At 35.2% G+C, this 18,180-nt stretch carries 14 protein-coding genes, 1 rRNA gene and 1 riboswitch; of the genes, 1 reads left to right on the top strand and 14 read right to left on the bottom strand.

Annotated features, from left to right (window positions below):
- The 11 genes from J7W16_RS21035 to J7W16_RS20985 all read right to left on the bottom strand — a co-directional run.
- A 16S ribosomal RNA gene (locus J7W16_RS21035) occupies positions 1-84 on the bottom strand; the annotation flags it as partial.
- 368 nt (positions 85-452) lie between these two features.
- Positions 453-1,736, bottom strand: a complete 1,284-nt coding sequence (locus J7W16_RS21030) for a Zn-dependent hydrolase (protein WP_210599426.1) — start codon at positions 1,734-1,736, stop codon at positions 453-455.
- Between the two features lie 122 nt (positions 1,737-1,858).
- A complete protein-coding gene (locus tag J7W16_RS21025; protein WP_210599425.1) occupies positions 1,859-3,508 on the bottom strand; it encodes an ATP-binding protein in 1,650 nt (549 codons plus the stop codon).
- A 216-nt stretch (positions 3,509-3,724) separates the two neighbouring features.
- Entirely contained in the window at positions 3,725-6,001 is a 2,277-nt protein-coding gene (locus J7W16_RS21020) for a putative bifunctional diguanylate cyclase/phosphodiesterase (protein ID WP_210599424.1), read from the bottom strand.
- 78 nt (positions 6,002-6,079) lie between these two features.
- Positions 6,080-6,162: riboswitch (cyclic di-GMP riboswitch) on the bottom strand.
- Between the two features lie 198 nt (positions 6,163-6,360).
- Positions 6,361-8,541, bottom strand: coding sequence for a GDYXXLXY domain-containing protein (locus J7W16_RS21015; protein WP_210599423.1), 2,181 nt, complete (start codon positions 8,539-8,541; stop codon positions 6,361-6,363).
- Positions 8,542-8,677: 136 nt separating this feature from the next.
- Complete coding sequence (locus J7W16_RS21010; RefSeq protein ID WP_210599422.1) at positions 8,678-10,351, bottom strand: ribonuclease J; 1,674 nt, start codon at positions 10,349-10,351, stop codon at positions 8,678-8,680.
- Between the two features lie 165 nt (positions 10,352-10,516).
- Complete coding sequence (locus J7W16_RS21005) at positions 10,517-11,008, bottom strand: CBO0543 family protein (RefSeq protein ID WP_210599421.1); 492 nt, start codon at positions 11,006-11,008, stop codon at positions 10,517-10,519.
- 95 nt (positions 11,009-11,103) lie between these two features.
- Positions 11,104-11,961 (bottom strand): PDDEXK family nuclease, encoded by an 858-nt coding sequence (locus J7W16_RS21000; RefSeq protein WP_210599420.1) that lies wholly within the window; start codon positions 11,959-11,961, stop codon positions 11,104-11,106.
- 117 nt (positions 11,962-12,078) lie between these two features.
- A complete protein-coding gene (locus J7W16_RS20995) occupies positions 12,079-13,134 on the bottom strand; it encodes a DNA cytosine methyltransferase (RefSeq protein ID WP_210599419.1) in 1,056 nt (351 codons plus the stop codon).
- Positions 13,135-13,146: 12 nt separating this feature from the next.
- The gene (locus J7W16_RS20990; RefSeq protein ID WP_210599418.1) at positions 13,147-13,443 is read right to left on the bottom strand and encodes a hypothetical protein; all 297 of its coding nucleotides are present in this window, start codon (positions 13,441-13,443) and stop codon (positions 13,147-13,149) included.
- A gap of 28 nt (positions 13,444-13,471) precedes the next feature.
- Positions 13,472-13,846: a MazG nucleotide pyrophosphohydrolase domain-containing protein gene (locus tag J7W16_RS20985; RefSeq protein WP_210599417.1), complete on the bottom strand. Its 375-nt coding sequence runs from the start codon at positions 13,844-13,846 to the stop codon at positions 13,472-13,474.
- Between the two features lie 269 nt (positions 13,847-14,115).
- Here J7W16_RS20985 and J7W16_RS20980 point away from each other — a divergent pair, with 269 nt between their 5' ends.
- Positions 14,116-15,588: an HD-GYP domain-containing protein gene (locus tag J7W16_RS20980; RefSeq protein WP_246880143.1), complete on the top strand. Its 1,473-nt coding sequence runs from the start codon at positions 14,116-14,118 to the stop codon at positions 15,586-15,588.
- Between the two features lie 79 nt (positions 15,589-15,667).
- Here the strand turns inward: J7W16_RS20980 and J7W16_RS20975 are convergent, their stop codons facing one another.
- The 3 genes from J7W16_RS20975 to J7W16_RS20965 all read right to left on the bottom strand — a co-directional run bounded on the left by J7W16_RS20975 (position 15,668) and on the right by J7W16_RS20965 (position 17,989).
- Positions 15,668-16,945: an ATP-binding protein gene (locus J7W16_RS20975; RefSeq protein ID WP_246880142.1), complete on the bottom strand. Its 1,278-nt coding sequence runs from the start codon at positions 16,943-16,945 to the stop codon at positions 15,668-15,670.
- Between the two features lie 129 nt (positions 16,946-17,074).
- Positions 17,075-17,530: a GNAT family N-acetyltransferase gene (locus J7W16_RS20970; RefSeq protein ID WP_210599415.1), complete on the bottom strand. Its 456-nt coding sequence runs from the start codon at positions 17,528-17,530 to the stop codon at positions 17,075-17,077.
- A gap of 102 nt (positions 17,531-17,632) precedes the next feature.
- Positions 17,633-17,989 (bottom strand): two pore domain potassium channel family protein, encoded by a 357-nt coding sequence (locus tag J7W16_RS20965; RefSeq protein ID WP_210599414.1) that lies wholly within the window; start codon positions 17,987-17,989, stop codon positions 17,633-17,635.
- Between the last annotated feature and the right edge of the window lie 191 nt (positions 17,990-18,180).

The following is an 18,180-nucleotide window of genomic DNA, read 5'->3' as shown; positions in this document are numbered from 1 at the left end:
CAAGCTCCCATTAGTCCGCTCGACTTGCATGTATTAGGCACGCCGCCAGCGTTCGTCCTGAGCCAGGATCAAACTCTCCATAAAATTGTTGAGTTTAAATAGCTCAATACTTGTTGCTGACTTTTAAAAAGTCTAAATTGACGAGATAAAACATGTTATCTCTTATTTTCCGCTTGGCTTTTGTTCAGTTTTCAAAGAACTCGTTTGCCGTGTCTTCCTCACCGGCAGAACACTATCTTAACATAATGTTTTATTGGTTGCAAGATATTTTTCAAAACTTTTTTGTTCACTTGTTTTTAGCGACAAGAAATAATATATCATGTGTGAATTAGTAATTCAACATCTAATTTAAAAAATTTAAACAGTTGAGCCTTTACTAAGCACTACAACATTTGAATAAAGTAAAGATACAAAATGATAAAGAGTTGATCAGAGACCAACTCTCCCGACTATTATTCATTCACTAACTGTTCAATTAATCCTTTCAATGCATGAATACCTTCAATACAATCATTAAGATTGGACCATTCTTTAGGATTATGACTAATACCGTCCTTACTTCTAACAAACAGCATTCCAACAGGTAACTCTTTACCAACGATCATTGCATCATGACCTGCTCCACTTGGCAATTGTAACGGTCTTAAGTTCAAATCAGCTAAACTTTTTCCAGCTTTGTTGATTATGTCAGTATTAATAGGAACTGGTTTAATCCTTAACTTTTCTTCTATTGTAACCACTAGTTCATGAGCTATTGCAATTTTTCTAGCACAATCAATTACCAATTCAACTAAATGATCTCGTGATTCTTCATATATGTCCCGAATATCTACATATAATGTAACTTCACCAGGTATTACATTTACTCCATTCGGAGAAACTTCTATTTTTCCGACAGTTGCCACACATGTTTCGTTCACTATTGTTAAATGTGGAACAGAGGCGATAAATTCTGAAGCAGCTACTAAGGCATCTTTTCTGTCGTTCATAGGTGTATTGCCAGCGTGACCAGCAACCCCCTTATAGATTATTTCTAACCAACAAGGTCCAGCAATGCCATTAACGATGCCCACAGATTGATCCATTTTTTCTAAGGTTTTCCCCTGTTCAATATGGACTTCGATAAAAGCATGTATTTCTTCTATGGTTCGCTTAGCTTGAAAAAAGTCCTCTTCTTTTAAACCAACTTTGTTAATCACTTCATTGAAGGATAGACCATCCTTATCTTTTAGTAGTCTTTGTTTCTCTGGGTCAATTTCACCCATCATTGCTCGGCTGCCCGTTAATCCCCCGTTAAACCTCGCTCCTTCTTCATCAGAAAAAATAACTACTTCATAAGATCGTTTAGGCTGAAACCCATTAGCCTTCCATGCTTCAACTACTTCTAATGCTGAAATAACTCCTAGAGGACCGTCAAAATGACCGCCATTTGGCACACTATCAACATGTGATCCAGAAAGAACAGCAGCTAATCTTTCATCATCACCTACCAATTTCCCAAATACATTTCCAGCTCCATCTTCAGTTACATGTAGTCCTGCTTCCATCATCCACCGACTTACTAATGACTTCGCCTTTTGTTCTTCAACAGAAAACCCAACTCGATTCACACCATTTTCGTCAGTAATTCCTATTTTTGAAAGCTCACTTAAACGTCGGGCTACCCTTACTCCATCCACACCTGAATGACTCAATTGTTTGTCGTAAGCTTGAACCAATCTATCATATAAACTCATACATTACCTCCCGAATTAGTTTATTAACGTCGGTTAGAGAGACGTTTTCTTCTATAGTATCAGTTCACCAAAAAATTCGGTCCATACTTCCCTAATATAATTCACAAAGGGTTATCTCAGGCTTATTCACCTAGAGACAACCCTTTGTTTCTTTCAGAAAATCTTGGTAGTAATAGTGTAAATGAAGTACCTTCCCCTTTAACTGAGGCTACAGTTATACTTCCTTGATGTAATTCAATTAGTTGCTTGCAAATTGATAATCCCAGTCCTAGTCCATCTTTTTTTGATGAATAGAATGGGGCAAATATACTCGATACCTCTTGTTCGGTTAAACCCTCCCCACTATCATCAACTTGGAGCTGAACAAAAGAATTGTTTAAACGTAGCTCTTCTGAAAGTGTGACTCTAATTTCGCCATCGTTTCCTATTGCCTCCATTGCATTTTGAAGGAGGTTAATTAAGATTTGCTTAATTTGTGACTCATCGATAGTGACCACGGTATTCTTTTTAAGTCTAGATTCAAAATCAATCCTTATACCTTGTGCTGATGCTTGATTCTTCATTAAATAGATTATCTCACTGACAAGCTCCTCTAAATCACATTCTCTTTTGTTTTGTTCACTTGGCTTTGCCATTGAAACAAATTGATTAAGCAATTGCTTAATTCGTTCTAGTTCATTCATAATAACTCGATGATGCTTATTTGTCTTTTCTTGATCTTGCTCAGTCTGTAACAACTGAAAAAATCCAATTACAGATGTAAGCGGGTTCCTAATTTCATGTGCTAGACCTGCACCAAGCTTGCCGACTGCAGATAATTTTTCAGCGGCCAGTACTTGTTTTTCTAGTTCAATACGATCGGTTATATCTTTAAACTGACCATAAGCCCCTATTACATTCTGGCTTTCGTCACTAATTGGCATTGCATCTAATAAGCATATTTGGCTTATCCCTTTGTCAATCGAATGAAACGTCACTTCTACATTTTGAAATTTCTTTCCATTATCCAACACTTGCTTCATATAAGAATAGATTGGTCGGATTTTTTCTATGGAATCACCCACAATTGTTTTTCGATTAATTCCAGTTATTCTTTCTCCAGCACGATTAAAGTCAGTTATTATCCCATCCGTATTCGTGATCACAATCCCGTTTTGGGTCGAATCGGCCATGACTTGATGCAAAAGATTTAAACGCCTATTCTGCCTCAGAATTTTTAATTCTCGTTCAATTGAGTCTACTACAGAAGAAAGCAAACCCAAGTGAAATGAACTGGCATACTCGATTGTTGTCATGATAGAAATCGTCCCTGAAACTTCGTCAACATTGTCAAGAAAGAAGGGAACAGTCATGCAAGCGGAAGTATGCAGATATGTATGATAGTGATCAGAACCAATAAGTTTAACAGGTTCCTTAGTTCTCAAAGCAAAAGAGATCGAATTTGTTCCAATCTCCTCTTCTATAAATAGTACACCTTCATTTATTCCTAATGCCTGGACACTCTCTTGTATCATTTGATCTCCATACATTTCAAGAATACAACCCTCATTATCAGAAATTAATACTAAGGTCGGGGTACCCTCCATAAATTGTAATAATTTTCTCATGAAATCCCTTGAAACCAATAAAACTTCACTATATTCTCGTTTTCTATTGGCAAACTGAGCTTCGTCATGTCTTATTTTAGAGGAGGGAATTATATCTGGATCCATCTTATAACGGAATTCACATAACCATTTTGATTCTGCAATATACATTGGTTTTTCTGTCATTATAAGTTCTCCTTGTTCATTATCACACAATCATCAAAATAATAAGAAGAAATTTCCTATTAATCTAAAGATACCATACTTTTCAAATAAACTACCATATAAATAACACTAGAATATTATCGATCTATTCCAATTTCAATAAAAAAAATGTTGATATAGTAAGTTAACTAGATCAACATTGAATTCCTATAAATTTCATCATCACTATCTGAAAAACTAAACCATATTGAATTTAGATACATTATCCTTATCATTTCTAACTAGAAACCTCTCAAAATCGTAAGCGTTTACTGGTTTTAAAAAGAGGTAGCCTTGTCCAAATTCACATTGATAGTTCGCAAGTAACTCCGCTTGGTGCTCATGCTCTACTCCTTCCGCGACGACAGTAAGCTTTAAATTCTTTCCCATATCAATTATCGACTTTACCAACGACTGTTGTGTACCAGCTTTGATATCATGAATGAATGATTTATCAATTTTAATCGTGTCAATCGGCAAGTTTTTGAGAATGTGCAAAGACGAATAACCTGTTCCAAAATCATCGATCGCGGTCTTAATATTTAATTTTCTAAGTCGGTTTAATACGTCTATTGATTCATCCACATTTTGCATAATACTTTCAGTGATTTCTAGCTCTAACAATCGTGGATCGATTTCTGTTTCCATTATAATATCTTGAACCGTCTGAACGAAATCACTGTGTTGAAATTGTCGTACAGACACATTTACCGATAGTGCTAAATTCGTAAATCCTTCTTCGTGCCAAGCCTTACTTTGTTTACAAGCCTCCCTTAATACCCATTCCCCTATTGCTACAATCTGTCCAGTTTCCTCAGCTATTGGAACAAACTCTAGTGGCGGGATCGCACAAAGTTCATGATGATCCCAGCGTAACAAAGCTTCCATTCCAGAAATTTCTCTTGTATATAGGTTTATTTTCGGCTGATAAAAAAGTTTGAGTTCATTTCGGTCAATCGCTTTCCTCAGTTCATTTTCAATTTTAACTTTTCGAATCATAATCTCATTTAACTGCGAATCGTAAAATCTAAATTTATTTCTGCCACTTTCCTTAGCAAGATACATTGCAGCATCTGCTGCTTTAAACAATGTTTCTCCATTATGACCATTATCGGGAAACGAGCTAATTCCTATACTAGGAGTGATCGTTATCTCATGGTTAGCGATTAAAAATGGTATAGAGAATTCACGTAACATCATTTCAGAGACCAAAACACATCTCTCATATGAAGTTTCAGTAAGCACCACAATGAATTCATCTCCGCCTAATCTATATAATTTCTCCTTTTCATCGAGTGTTCTCTTGATCCGAGTAGCCGTTTCTTTTAAAACCAAGTCCCCGACCGGATGACCAAGGGTGTCATTTACATTCTTGAAATGATCTAGATCAATCAACAACACCGCCACCATCGAATTTCTATTTCTCGATTGTGAAATTGCTTTATCCAAATCAGCTTTAAAGCTTGTCCGATTGTTTAATCCAGTCAGTGAATCACAAAATGCTAATTCCCTGTATTGTTCTACTAACCTGTCATTTCTTCTAATAATCATAAACTGTCGGCCGATTATCATGAAAAAGATAATACAAATACCAATACTTAACGTATTAAAATTCCATTGGTAACTACTCATAACCAAAACAGTGAGCACCAAAACACTTACATAGGAAAAAGCAGTATCTCCTATATTAGTCGTTTCCTTACTCCCTGGAACATGCTCTACTACATGACCTTGGGCAAGTACTCCCGCATAACCAATAATCATAATGGCAAGTACCCATAACGGATCAACCGCACTTCCTGGCACATACAAACCATGAAGCTCAAGGTAGACGTATGTAAGATCTGCACTAATTTGAATCAAAAAACCAAATATAATAAATAAGATAATTGCTTTTTCGTTCGTATATTTTGATAAGTAGTAGAGATATGTTAAGACAAGCAATATACTCAAATCAATAATTGGATATGCTATATTCATTAAACTATTCCAAATAGAATTGCTCGAATGTCCGATAGTTGGTTCAATCAAAAAATGAAAACAAATAGCTGTCGCAACAATCATCAACACAATGATATTAAACAAATATGGATTGTGAGAAAATAGCTTTCCTATTTCCTTTGTTTTAATAATCAACGCAAATAAATAGAAAAAATAAGCTAACATCCAAAGTAAATTAGTTGCATCAGTATATGAGTTATTCCCATGAACAATAAAAGTAAATAGCCAAATACCATTCGCTGATAAGTAACAAAATACACCTACACTTAAGAAAAACCAAAAGTGCCTTCGCCTCCCAGGAATGGTTCTAAATGATCGAAACAACCATAAAAAACTGATAATTCCTCCACCAATCGGAAAAAGTATCGCTCCTAAGGTATTCATCAGTTCATTCGCCGAGAAGAACCAGATCCACCCATAAAACAAAACAGTCATACCAATAACAAGCACCATTGCAGTTTTGGGAGATGTCATTTTGATCACCACTCCTTTCTAAAAACAAAATAAGGTTATTCCCCATGGAAATAACCTTTTCAAAAACATAGTTATTTCTTTGGTAACTCAGCCACCATAGATTTCTCTTTAGGTCTGTAGCTTTGCGTCCTCATCTTTCAATGAGTTTGCCTGTTCAGTGAAATATATAATATTATAGAACTATTATACCATTAAACCAGTTAGTAAAATAGGATTATTATACTATTACCCCAAAGCCTTCAGTTGAAAACCATTTAATAGCTCTTCAGCGACATGGCATACAAAAAAGCCCTGTTCACCCTCTATAAGAAGGATTGAACAAGACTTAAAAATGGCAATTTATTCATTTTGTTATACCCTTACTCTATATCCACTATTAAACTGTTACCATTTGTCGCTACTCTTACATAGGCATAACTAGCTTCTTGCTCAATTTCGAGGCCTGTTCCTTCCTCAATAAAGTAATTTTCAATTCCATAAATAATCCCATTCGAACCATCAGCTACTCCATTAATGACAACATCATTTTCTAAACGTTGATAAGGCTTATTGGATTCACCATTAACATAATATATACCTGCATACTCATAAACATCATTTTCTTCGTTTAATGATAAAACGAGCTGAATCTTCTCACCAGCTTCTAATTGATCTGATAGGCTTTCAATATTAGAGATTTCATAGTTCAACACAACATAATCTCCTTGCAAAAGCGATCTAGGATCAACTGGCTCAAGCTCTAATTTAATCAGAGCACCATTCGAAAGAACATGTTCATTATTAAAATACTGATAACCTATGAAACTAATTTGCAGAACAATAACAATCATTATAGCGACATCTTTTTTTACCCAATTTGATTTCTGCTTTTGTTGGTTAAAGAATCTTTTACGATCAAGTAAAATTGCGATTAGTAAGAAGACGATTCCGATAAGGGATAAAGCAATAGATTTGTGAACAAGCTTCCAGACCAGATCGTAATATTTATAAAATAGGAAAGCAAACCAAAAGAACGAAACAATTCGAAATTGCAGCTGTAATTCCTTTCTAATATAACGATAACCAAGAAATGTAGTAATGATAAAGAAAGATGAATTATAAGTGACGTATAACCACTGATTTAGCTCGAAGAACGTGAGAATAAATCCAAACAACAAACCATAAAACAGTGAATTATGTTTAAGCAGCGACCGAGTCTCTTTTCCAGTCACCTTATCACCTAACATAAAGATAAGACTATTCACTATAACAAAAATGAGGACTAACAAATCAGATTCAAGATCGAATTTTAATAGAGTGATAAAAAGAAAAACTGTCCCGGATAAGTAGACAAAAACACGAACCGCTCGACTTGATGTCTTTGTCCAGATCACAGGAAGAAGACACAAGAATAGAACGGCTAGGATCAGCGGAATATCCCACGAAAAGACTAGAGCAAGAAGAATTCCGACATGGATCAATGTATATTTCACCGTATCATCCATTTGTTTTCCTAGGAATACAGAAACGACAATGAAAAGAAGCCCAATAATGACATAAAACGAGGAAATCATTTCACCGAAAAACAATATCGTTAAACCAACAAAAGATAGGGTTACGAGTAGTGCACTTACCGCACTTACTGTCCCAACAAGAAGCTTTTGCCACCAGGGCTTACTCGCTGTTGGACTCATTCTCAGCTTCAACCTTAACCACCTGATAAAATAGATGTTTGCTATGATCAAAGCGATCACAAACAAAACAATGAAAAATAAAATAAACTCCGTAAAATACTCAAACGTCCAACTTATTAGCCATATTGATATAAAAGTCGCTAATGAAATAACGGTTATAATAAAGGAAGACCGACTTCCTTTTCCTTTGACTTCGAGGTATAAAATGACGGTTAATAGTAGGATATAGCTACCATTTAACAGCAGATTGTATGATTCAAAAGACCATCTGAAAGTTAGTATGATCCAGATGAGATGAAATATGATGACTGTAGCATAAGTTAGAAATTTGGACTCAATCAGATTCGTTCTCAACAAGCCAAAGAGAATGATATTAATGATAGCTAGACAAACCAACAGAAGAATCATTTCTCCCTCTGATCTGTACATTGATACTGAAGATGGAACCATATAGAAATAGGACATAAGATGAAAAAGGACATAGGATAATACGTAGAATGCTTGAAACCTCGTGATATACGCAAGCATTACTACTGGAATCAACCAAATTAAAAACAATAAATAGCTATCTGCATGGGAGTTATACGTTTGCCCTATCAGTGCAACGCCTACACCAAATGAAATAACCCCACTAAATAGAAATAGTTTTCCGATAAATGGTCTCGTCCCTAACATCCACCGAAATAAAAAAGAACAACCATAAAAAACTAAAATGCATAAAATAACTAATAAGATCTTTGCATCGCGACTCAGACCGCTCCAATTCGCTGCAAAAAAATAAATGATTGAAGAGAGAATAAGAGTCAGCCCTACGATATACGTATAGTCAATCACTTGCTCTCCTATAGAAAAACGGTTGTTGCTCATTTACCCACCATCTTTTCCTTTTTATTAATGATTATACTTCTATTTCATTTCGACAAATACCTCTTCCATAAAAAAAAGCCTATGAAAAGTCACTTTCAACTTTGTCATTGGCTTTTTTAAGCATGTTAAACATGAGCTATACTTCTATAATTATAGGTATAATCATCGGTCTTCTTCTAGTTTGAGAAAATAAATACTGTCCAATTGTTTTTCTGATCGCTTGTTTGATCGTATTCCATTGTTGCTTATTTTCTGCCTGGAGTTCATTGACTGTTTTCGTAATTAATCGTTCTACTTCTTTTAGCAATTCCTCTGCGTCTCGGTTGTAAACAAATCCACGAGAAATGGTGTCTGGTCCCGATATAAGCTTGCCGTCTAGTTTACTTAGTGTCAAAACACTAACAAGCATGCCATCTTCTGAAAGTTGTTTACGATCTCGTAGAACAATATCTCCAACATCCCCTACACCCACTCCATCTACATACGTGTTACCTGCAGGTATTGTCCTTGTCTGACGTGCAACGGATTCTTTAATATCAACGACATCACCATTATTCATAATAAATGTATTTCCAGGTTCTACCCCTACAGCTTCGGCTAAGAGTCGATGCTGATGTAGCATACGATATTCACCATGTACAGGTATTAGGTATTTCGGTTTCAATAATGTAAGCATCCATTTTAAGTCCTCCTGATATCCATGTCCCGAAACATGCATACCCGACGTACTACCAGAACCATAAATAACTTTTGCTCCAATTGTATACAAGTTGTCTACAATTTTCGTTACATTTCGTTCATTACCTGGGATTGGACCTGCAGCAAAAATCACCGTATCCTCGGCTAATATCTCTACCCCTCTAAAATTCCCAGTAGATAATCTTGATAGTGCAGCTCCTGGCTCTCCTTGACTTCCAGTACATAGAATAGCTACTTTTTCAGGAGGTAATTCGTTAATTTGATTTTGATCAATCAACATCCCCTCTGGTATTTCTAGATAACCTCGCTCCATTGCCACTTCAACAACATTTACCATGCTACGACCAAGCAAAGCCAACTTTCTATCTGTTTTGCGTGCGGCCTCTACAACCTGTTGGAGGCGACTCACATTCGACGCAAAAGTTGAAAGAATCACTTTACGTTCAGCTCTAATAAAAGCCTCTTCTACATGTTTGCCCACCATTTGCTCTGACGGGGTGGAACCAGGACGTTCTGCATTTGTACTTTCAGAAAGCAGTAGTAATACTCCTTCTTTTCCAATCTCAGCAATTCTATGAAGATCCGCATGCTCTTTTGTCGCAGGCGTTAAATCGAATTTGAAATCACCAGTATGTACAATTGTCCCTTCTGGTGTTTTGAAGACAATTCCAAGACAGTCTGGAATGCTATGTGTTACTTTAAAAAAGCTCACTTCAATTTTGTTAAAGTTTAGCATTGAGGCTGCGGTGATTTCAGTTAACTCCGTATCAGCTAACAGTTTATGCTCTTTTAATTTTAATTCGATTAAACCTAGTGTAAAGCGAGTTGCATATATCGGGACATTTAGTTTCTTTAATAGATATGGAATTCCCCCAATATGATCTTCATGTCCATGTGTAACAATTAATGCTCTAATCTTTTCTTTGTTATCAACTAGATAACTGACATCCGGTACAATTAAATCAATCCCTAACAAACTTTCATCAGGAAATTTATTCCCGCAATCAATTAGGAGAATGTCATTTGCATATTCAATTGCATACATATTCTTCCCAATTTCATTCATCCCACCTAACGCATAGATGGACAATTCATTATTGTCTGTGTTCAAGATATATAACCTCCTATAAAGAGTACTAATGTAGAGTATGCCCTTATTGTTTTCCTTTATAAGAAAGTTAATCCATGGATTGAGATATCGTTTGTTACCAACAAAAAAAGCATCCCATAACGGCATGCTGATAAACTAAACGTTAAAACTTATTTTACTCCATTATTAAGTAATCGAGTTCTCTCTCTTATTCAACATCCTGATAGCCGCAATCATAAAACGGCATAGGAGAAATTTAATCGCCAATCCGGCAAAGGAATGATACCAATTCCAACCCTTTTTCCATGTAATGATATCCGTTTTCTTTTCTGCAATGGTTTCAATAATAACCTGAGGAATAATAAACACAAGTAGCTTTGAGATCATCCCTAATGGTTTACTGTTTAATGTCCATTGATTAAAATAAAGTAGAAAAAGCGGATAGTGAAAACAATCAAAAGGCAAATGTATCGCAAACTTCTTTGAAAACGGTCTTACTTTATAGTGTAGATAGCCCTTAGAGACCAAATATCGATCAGCAAGTGTATTACCTGTACAACCGACAAGAAACACAATAAGCCAATCTTTAAAGGGACGTTTGTATATAGCGAAAGGTAGCAGGACAATTGCAATTAGAGTCGTTATTGTGAGAAAGGAACGCTCGTTTTTTCTCTTCATTCTAAGCACCTCCATTATATAGGTTACTTATAAATGATTAAATCATACATCACGTCTTCGTATGACTTCTATTAACAGCAATTGTTTTCCTGTTCTTATTCAATCGAGAGACATTTTCTAATTGACCTTTCTAAATGTTCAAATCCAAAGCTTTTTTCTGGACCGATATATTTTAATTGAAATATCACGTTGAGATTATTTGTCTTTGCACGTGACTTTATAAAGTAACCATTTCCTTTTACATTAGGCGACAGAAAGTATTCATCTCCAAAATAACGTTCATTTTTTTCTAGTATAATATCTTTATTTAATAATACTAAGGTCTTTTTTCCGTCTTGCTTAGTTTCGATAATTTCCAAACCAAAAGCTGTTAAATGCTGTCTTAATTCACTTATACAGCTACTAACTTTATATCGTGCAACATCACTCGTCCCGCTTTTCTTTCTTCTAATGACTGCTGTCATTTCAAAAAAGCGTTCTACTTCATTAATCGGTATTATTGCTTTATAATCGTTGATCTTTGTCGAAGTAATGATAAAACGACTACCCTTATTTTTATAATGATCTTTTATCCAATTAGCAAGCACGTAGGTATCGATGTCCACAATTACTGCTTTTTGACCTTTTGGAGTGTATTTTGTTTTAAAGGCGTTTAATTCGTCAATAATCAATTGAGTCATTTTATTGTTTTGGAATTTATTTTCAGCAGAGAAAATATACTTTTGCTGCTCTTCCAGCAAGACAAACTGACCACTCTGAGACGGAGTTAGTTTCGCCTCTAATGAAAATAATTCATTCATATCGTGTAATACACAAATATCACTTTTAGTAGAATTTTGACCACCTTCTCTTTTAAAGGCAACCGGTAAATCGTGATAGATCTTCTCTAAAAACGGAATGGTTTCCAATTCGAATTTTTCCCAATCGTTTAGCTTTCCAGTTAGGCTAACCATACAAACTCATTCCTTTCAACCAATTCACGAACTCTTTTGCAAATAGTATTTGATTCAATGAGATCGTTACTTTCAACAAAAAATGCTACCTTAAAAGTAACTAAGTAGCATTTACTATTATCTAGTTATAATCTCTTCTGTTACTGTCGCATTAGTTTGACTTATTAGCTCCGCTGCTAACTCTGGCGTGTTAATCATTGACACTAAAATATGTTTGAGAACCTTAATTGGTACACTATTACCGAATTGCTTCCATGCTTGAGCATCCGTGACAGGGATTTTGAATGACTCAGGAAATCCTTGAATTCTTGCACATTCCTTTGGTGCTAATTTTCTTACTCGTCCGTTAATATAATAGCAACCTGTTTTGCTACCTGGTCCGCCGCCTTGTGCAGATAGAGTGATCGCATGTCCGTAGTCACTATAGATGCGTTCACCTTGACCACCTTTATTAATAGTACCTACCCGCATTGGTTTAAGCGGAAAATCTTCAAATAGTGATTCACTTGGAAGTTTCGATTCGTCTATTGTCATATCTTCTCGATTAATTACATACTTATCCGTTTCTTCATCAGGAAGCGTCACATCTCTTAGATATACCCTTTCAAAAGTCGGTTTTGGAAAAGTGAAAGTTGGTACATGAAAATCTTTTCTTATTGCAATAATATAAATACGTTCACGGTTTTGGGGCAAACCATAATGACTCGCATTTAATACCTGATGCCACACATCATACCCAATCTCATCTAAAGCATCCTTCACCGTTTGTAATGTATTTCCATTATCATGAGTAGCAAAATTACGTACATTCTCCATGAATAACAGCTTCGGCTTGTGGTATTTCGCTAAGCGAGCCACATCAAAAAAGAGCGTCCCTCTTGTGTCTTCGAAGCCTTTTCGCTTACCCGATATACTAAAAGGCTGACAAGGAAAGCCAGCACAGAGAATATCATGTGGTGGAATATCTTCTGCTTCAATTGCAGTAATATCTCCAGCTGGCATCATGCCATAATTCTCGAAATATGTTTTTTGAGCATGCTTGTCCCATTCTGATGAAAACACACATTCCGCTCCAAAAGATTGTAGCGCTGTATGAAAGCCCCCAATACCAGCAAACAAATCAATGAACGTGAGACCTTTTAAAGAATCCTTGTACGTTTCGATCTTATCCATTAAGACAGTCCTTTACTTTTTATTAATCATTTGTTCTAAACCTAAAATCCGAATTCGTTGATATGTTGCGTAATGGGATCGATACAATAGATTACTTGCACTTCGGACAGACAACTGATCTGAATGCTCTTTTAGAAATTCATCCTCAATCGCCGTCCACCTTCGTCCAATATTTGGTGTACTCACCTTATAAAGGTCAAGTTCAAGTGCCATTTCTAATAAATCTTTCAAGCTTATATCAAGACTTTCTGCCAATTCCATAATCGACTTAGTTCCCCAATTTTCTCTTATTTCTCTTTTTTTATCCAACAAAGCACACCTCATAGCCATTCTACTTTTACTCTTGGTCCTTATTTACTCTATGTTTAACTTCATGCATTTTCTTATATATACTATCTTCTAAATCAATTTCAAAATAATTCGCAAACTTAACGATATAAGCAATACAATCGGCTAATTCCTTACCTATATTTTCTTGATGACATTCCTTAGAAAGGCGAAACGCTTCTTCCTCAGATACTTCATTTTCCTTTGCTATCTTCGCTGTCTTATTAAAAACAGCTCTGAATTCTTCAGCCACTTCACTCACTTCAGTCGTAAGAAGCATATAATTATTCAACAGTGCTGTTCTAGATTCGTTATACTTTCCATCGGGTATTTCCCAGTTCATTTCCTTTTGAAATTCCTTTAAAAAATCTTGAATTTCCTTCACAACAAGCACCTCGAGTCGATAGATATTGTCTATTTTATCATAGGAAGAAACTTGTCGCTTCTCTAATTATCGAACATTGTTAGAAATTAAAGGGCGATGTTCGTTTAGTAAGCTTGTAATGTATGATTACTTTTTTCATTTTCAAATAAACAATCACAATAAACATAGATAGTAATGTTCACTCTTTTATATTAAAATTACTCTTAACATTAATGTTTGGAGTGAATCCTATCTTAAACAAACAACTATTTATAGATTTCAAACGAGGAATGATAACTAATTATATTATTGGTTCCTTACTTGCCGTATTTGGGGTAGGTAGTGTGCTCATGTTTAATACACTTGAACTAACTTATTATGAAGGCATTACTCTATTCGTGATCCTATTATTGTCCTTATTTATTATGATTATCTTTGAACTAATTATTTTCAGACAGCATATTAAACCGATCCAAGCAGTATTCGATGAGGATGAGCTACCTCGACTTGAAAATGTAAAAAGGGCATTTGTTCAAACAGCAACCTTTCCTGTCCTAACATTTAAGCGGATTATGGGACCACATTTATTTGGCCTTTCCGTTCCCGCAACAATTGGAACGATCATCGCAATAAGACTCGATTACTTACATTTCCCTACGTTTTATATTGTTTATGCATGGTTTGGGGCCATTCTTATTGCTATTATGCATGCACTAATTGAATTCTTTTTATCACAAAAAACGATTCAACCCATTTTAATGACTCTTATCAAATCAGCTGAAAAAAACGATCACTACGAGTTAAAGATTGCCGATAGATATTTAGTGAAAATTAAAAGAAAAATTCTTTATAGTTCATTATTTCTCGCTATTTATCCATTATTTCTGTTTAGCATTGCCACACAAATCCAATTAGCTCAACTCGCTCAAGATTTGTTACTTTCCCAGTTTTGGCATTGGGCTGGAATTATTCTAGTTGCCGTCGCATCCTTTGCAATCTATGGATCTATACTTTTGTTTAGAGATATTAAGCGACCGATGGAGGAGCTAGAAAAAGGCTTTTCTAACGTACAAGAAGGGAATTATCAAAAAGTAGATAATAGCTATACAGATGAATTTACGAAACTTATTACAGGATTTAATCATATGGTCTCTGCAATCGAAAAACGGGATGAAATTAACAAACAATTACTCGAAAGCTTTTTCACCGCCTTTGCTACAACACTTGATGCAAGGGATCCATACACCGCCGGACATTCCCTTCGTGTCGCAAGCTATGCAGTGAAATTGGGGAAAGAAATCGGACTTGATCCAAAAATCATTGTGCAATTAAAGAAATCTGCTTTACTCCATGACATTGGAAAAATCGGAGTCCCTGATCATGTGCTTTTAAAAGACGGAAAACTAACAAACGAAGAATTTGAACTAATAAAGAGACACCCTACCATCGGGGAAATGATTCTTAATCAAATTCAGCCAAATGAGGAAATTGCACCTCTAATACCTGGGGTGAAGCATCATCATGAAAGATATGACGGAAATGGCTATCCAAATGGTTTAAAAGGAGAAGACATTCCAATGTTCGGACGAATTTTAGCTGTCGCTGATGCCTTCGATGCAATGACTTCGGACCGTCCTTACCGAAAAGGTATGCCATTTGAAAAAGCCCTTTCGATTCTCGAAAACGGAAAAGGGACCCAGTGGGATCCCTATTATGTACAAGTTTTCATAAAAATAATTCATCACAATCAAGACGTTCTATAGTTTAATTGTTATAAAAAGAAACTAGGACATACCTTTGTCCCAGTTTCTTTTATTCATTAGATTTTAGATCAAGCAAAGGCTAATAATCAAAACCCACCTTAGCATCTACATCCGATTCCCATGCTGCACGTTTATTTTTTTTGTTGGCTGACTGCAGTTCCTCGCAAATTGAATCAAGATCTACTTCATTTTCATAATGCCATTGTAAGGCAACAGACGTATACAGCTCATTTAATTGGGCAAAAGAGAAACCAACTGTTTTGGCAACGACCTTTTGTAGTTCTTCGACCCCAATAAATTGATCTAACTGCTTCATCACCAAATAATGATATCTCATATCTTCAGCAGGTAGTTTCAATTCATACGCTCTGTCAAAACGACCTGATCGATTGATTAGTGCTGGATCTATTTTCTCAGGATAATTCGTTGTACCAATTAAAAATACTTTTTCTTTTGATGTCGATCCATCCAATGTATTTAAAAATACAGACCGTACCTCTATTGGCATTGAGTCGATATCCTCAATAACTAAAACCATAGGAGTCAGCTTAGCAATTGAACTGAACACTTCCTTGATTGTATAACTTGAGGTATGCTCAGTTATTTGCCAATAAACAACAGGTGCATCTATGCTACTAGCAATTGACTTAACTAGCGTTGTCTTACCGTTTCCCGGTTTGCCATACAGCAGGATCCCTCTTTTATAAGGAATATTATATTTTTTGAAAAAATACCCATCTTCATTAAAGAATTGGTCAATTGAACGATAGATTTCCTTTTTAAGTTTCTCTTCTAGAAAAACTTGTTCGCGATTCACAAGTGTTGTTATTTTCTCTTTTGAGTGTTCAACTCCATCCTCAGTGTCCGTAAACACTGTAATAAAGTTTCTATGATACTCTCTCTTTCTCTTAATAACATACTCTAGAAACGTCACAATACTCTCATTGTCCTGAGCTAGTATTAGATCATGGACATTGTCCATATGATTTTGGAAAATTGGTACCCTTGCCAAGGCTACTTTGTACTTAGGATAGTAATACACCGCATTCAATAATCTGGGTTTAACAATAAGCTCTAACGCCTCATCGGTATGATCTGAAGAAATCGTAAATGTTTCTAATCCATCATATATATGAGTAATAAGGGTAACTTGATCGGGGTACTCATTAAGATCTTCCTCTAGAACATCAAAGATTTCATTCGAAGACTCATCATCAGCATACATTCTAAAATCAAGGCCTAATGTTTCATATAACTTCTTTTTAATTCCTTCAATGACAAAACCATAATCATGATAATTAGGTGCTGTTGAGCGATTTAAACTAGTTAATGTAAAAACAAAACGGTCACTAGACAATAGTATTTCTCCTTTAACACTTGATAATAAACAAATCTAAAAATAAATCTTATATCCATTTACTATAATAGAAGTTATTTACAATTGTAAACATTTTATAATTGTAAATAGTATCCAACCTAAAAATTTTTAAATTTCTTTTACCATTTTCATATTTGTAACCTCGTATCCGACTTTCTCATATAGAGCTCTAGCAATATAATTATGTCCGAATACTTGAAGACCGATCTTCTTTATTCCTAAATGCCTAGCTTTCTTCTCAATTTGCATCATCGTTTCCTTACCAAACCCACGTCCTTGATAGTCCTCGTGAATATGAATATCATAAATAAAGCCTTCATTTTCATATTTATGAGCAAGCCAAACGACTCCAATTATCCGATCGTTCTCATAGATTGTGTACAAATAGCTCTTGTCTGTCTTTTCTCCATGAGGTAAAAGCCTTACATATTCCTCTTTTGCTTTTATTAGAGCCTGATCCGGGTGCCAGTTCCCCGCGAAAACTTTTTCCTGTGCATACTTTTCAGTAGCTTTTTCCAGATAATCTTTGTACTGATCCTCCGTCATTGGATGCAATGTAATCATGTCTTATAGCACTCCTTAATAGAATTAATTCAGCTTACTGCTATCGCTGTATTACTACCAAAATAGATGAATAGAAAAATAGAGTCCCTAAACAGAACCCTATTAACTCTTATTCTTTTCTACTATAAAAAAAAGGGATAAATTAAAGACGATAACAACAGGAAGTAAATAACCAATTAATGCTTGGATCATAGCTACAGCTCTAGATAGTCCAAACGGTGTCACATCACCATAGCCAACAGATAACAACGTAATAGCACTTAAATAGAGTGATCTTGTCATTAAATCCCAATCACTATTTTGATGGCTGAAAGAAGCGTAATGGTCAACAATTAAGCCAAGTTCGTATACATCTAGGATAAAATAAACAACTGTAAAAGAAAGCCAAATATTTATATATAATAACAAAAACACGAGCAGCTTGTACATCGTATATTTTTTATGGATAAGATCAAACATAGCAACAAACCTTCCCAACTGTTTGTTATCATCCTATGTTTAATTGCCAAAATTAGAAGCTACTGATTTTAATTTTGGTAAATTATTTCCTCAGCAATACGATCAAATCACCTACTGTTCTACAAAAACAGACATCTTTTTTTGGAAATATACATTTTTCCGATGATAAAAAAAGAGACTGGACCAAAGTG

Source organism: Halalkalibacter suaedae (assembly GCF_017939705.1).
GTDB lineage: Bacteria > Bacillota > Bacilli > Bacillales > Bacillaceae_D > Halalkalibacter > Halalkalibacter suaedae.
The sequence above is the reverse complement of the archived record's forward strand: the minus strand, read 5'-3'. Positions and strand labels throughout refer to the sequence as shown.

What these genes read in the sequence shown, in the direction of transcription:
- J7W16_RS21030 (WP_210599426.1), bottom strand. Translation starts at nt 1,736, where the DNA reads ATGAGTTTATATGATAGATTGGTTCAAGCTTACGACAAACAATTGAGT.
- J7W16_RS21025 (WP_210599425.1), bottom strand. Translation starts at nt 3,508, where the DNA reads ATGACAGAAAAACCAATGTATATTGCAGAATCAAAATGGTTATGTGAA.
- J7W16_RS21020 (WP_210599424.1), bottom strand. Translation starts at nt 6,001, where the DNA reads ATGACATCTCCCAAAACTGCAATGGTGCTTGTTATTGGTATGACTGTT.
- J7W16_RS21015 (WP_210599423.1), bottom strand. Translation starts at nt 8,541, where the DNA reads ATGAGCAACAACCGTTTTTCTATAGGAGAGCAAGTGATTGACTATACG.
- J7W16_RS21005 (WP_210599421.1), bottom strand. Translation starts at nt 11,008, where the DNA reads ATGAAGAGAAAAAACGAGCGTTCCTTTCTCACAATAACGACTCTAATT.
- J7W16_RS21000 (WP_210599420.1), bottom strand. Translation starts at nt 11,961, where the DNA reads ATGGTTAGCCTAACTGGAAAGCTAAACGATTGGGAAAAATTCGAATTG.
- J7W16_RS20995 (WP_210599419.1), bottom strand. Translation starts at nt 13,134, where the DNA reads ATGGATAAGATCGAAACGTACAAGGATTCTTTAAAAGGTCTCACGTTC.
- J7W16_RS20980 (WP_246880143.1), top strand. Translation starts at nt 14,116, where the DNA reads ATGATAACTAATTATATTATTGGTTCCTTACTTGCCGTATTTGGGGTA.
- J7W16_RS20970 (WP_210599415.1), bottom strand. Translation starts at nt 17,530, where the DNA reads ATGATTACATTGCATCCAATGACGGAGGATCAGTACAAAGATTATCTG.
- J7W16_RS20965 (WP_210599414.1), bottom strand. Translation starts at nt 17,989, where the DNA reads ATGTTTGATCTTATCCATAAAAAATATACGATGTACAAGCTGCTCGTG.